Raw genomic sequence first — 1,984 nt, forward strand, 5'->3', positions numbered from 1 at the left:
CCCGCCCCGGCCTGCTGGCCCGCCTGCTCGCCCGCTCCCGGCGCGGGCCGGGTACCGCCACACCCGCACCCCCCGCCCCGGGGGCCCCGGCAGCCACCACCACCTCCCTCGGCATCCGCCGCTCCCGCACAGAGGTCCTCCACGACATCACCCTCACCGTCGCCCCCGGCGAAACCATCGCCCTCATGGGCCGCAACGGCGCCGGCAAATCCACCCTCCTCGCCGCCCTCACCGGCACCCTCGCCCCCACCACCGGCCAGGTGACGGTCGGCGGCCGCGCCCCCCACCGCACCCCGCCCCAGGAGATGGTCCGGCGGGTCGGCCTGGTCCCGCAGGAGCCCCGCGACCTCCTCTACGCCGACACCGTCGCCGCCGAGTGCGCCGCGGCGGACGCCGACGCCGGGGCCGCCCCGGGAACCTGCCGCGCCCTGGTCAGCACCCTGCTGCCCGACGTGCCGGACGGCACCCACCCCCGGGACCTGTCCGAGGGCCAGCGCCTCACGCTCGCCCTCGCCCTGGTCCTGACCGGCCGCCCCGCCCTGCTCCTCCTCGACGAGCCCACCCGCGGCCTGGACTACGCCGCCAAGGCCCGCCTCGTCACGACCCTGCGCGCCCTCGCCGCCGACGGCCACGCCATCGTCCTCGCCACCCACGACGTGGAGCTCGCCGCCGAGCTGGCCCACCGCGTGGTCATCCTGGCGGGCGGCGAGATCGTCGCGGACGGGCCGACCGCCGAGGTCGTGGTGTCCTCCCCCGCCTTCGCCCCCCAGGTGGCCAAGATCCTGGCCCCGGACCGCTGGCTCACCGTCTCCCAGGTGGCCGCCGCCCTGAACCCCGCGGAGGCCACCCCATGACCACCCGCCCTACCCACCCCTCCCGTCCCACCCGCCCTATCCGCCCCATCCGGATCGGCCCCCGCGCCGCTGCGGCCCTGGTCCTCGTCACCCTCATCGGCATCGCCGCCTTCGGCTGGCCCCTCCTCGCGGACGCCCAGTCCGGCCTGGCCCACTCCCAGGACGCCCCCTGGCTCTTCGCCGCGCTGCTCCCCCTCCTCGTGGGCGTCGTCGTCGCGACCATCGCCGACGACGGGATGGACGCCAAGGCGGTGGCGATGCTCGGCGTGCTCGCCGCGGTGGGGGCCGCGCTGCGCCCGCTGGGCGCCGGCACGGCCGGACTGGAGCCCATGTTCTTCCTGATGGTGCTCAGCGGCCGGGTCCTCGGCCCCGGCTTCGGCTTCGTCCTCGGCGCCGTCACGATGTTCGCGTCCGCCCTGCTCACGGGCGGGGTGGGGCCGTGGATGCCGTTCCAGATGCTGGCCCTGGGCTGGTTCTCACTGGGCGCCGGGCTGCTGCCGGGGGCGGTGCGGATCCGGGGGCGGGCGGAGCTGGCGATGCTCGCGGCGTACGGGTTCCTGGGCTCGTTCGCGTACGGGACGGTCATGAACCTCCAGGGCTGGGTCCTGCTCCAGGGCATGGGACAGGGGATCTCCTTCCATCCGGGCGACCCGGTCCCGGCGAACCTCGCGCGCTTCTTCGCGTACTGCCTGGCGACCTCCCTGGGCTGGGACCTCGGGCGGGCCGCCCTGACGGTCGTCCTGACGCTCACGCTCGGCGGCACCCTGCTGCGGGCGCTGCGGCGGGCCACTCGGAAAGCGGCGTTCGACGCGCCCGTCTCCTTCGATTCGGCGCCCGGGAGTGGCCCGGGACACGCACCCGACGGGGTACGGACCGCCACGCAAGGTGACATCCGGCCCCTGCGGCGGTGAGGCGGCCCACAGGACCCAGGTCACATCCGACCCTCCCTAGTAGCCGCCACTCCACCGGCACCCACGGCCCCCACCTGCGCGAACACCCGCTCCGGGCGCGGGGGACCTTGAGCCCGGCCCCCTACCCCGCTAGTAGGAGGGGGGCGTTGCCAGGGCGGCGGGGGCCTGGCTAACTGGTGTTGTCGCCGAGGCGGCCGGGGCCCCACAGCCCCCCGCCGG

2 protein-coding genes are annotated in these 1,984 nt (G+C 76.5%); both read left to right on the top strand.

Features of this window, described 5'->3' with window-relative positions:
* Positions 1-854: ATP-binding cassette domain-containing protein (locus AB0O29_RS35465; RefSeq protein ID WP_365160435.1), on the top strand; the 854-nt coding region annotated here is incomplete at its 5' end.
* The gene (locus AB0O29_RS35470; protein ID WP_365160438.1) at positions 851-1,765 is read left to right on the top strand and encodes an ECF transporter S component; all 915 of its coding nucleotides are present in this window, start codon (positions 851-853) and stop codon (positions 1,763-1,765) included. The genes AB0O29_RS35465 and AB0O29_RS35470, both read left to right, overlap by 4 nt.
* Positions 1,766-1,984: the final 219 nt, after the last annotated feature.

Source organism: Streptomyces sp. NPDC089915, from assembly GCF_040684675.1.
Lineage (GTDB): Bacteria > Actinomycetota > Actinomycetes > Streptomycetales > Streptomycetaceae > Streptomyces.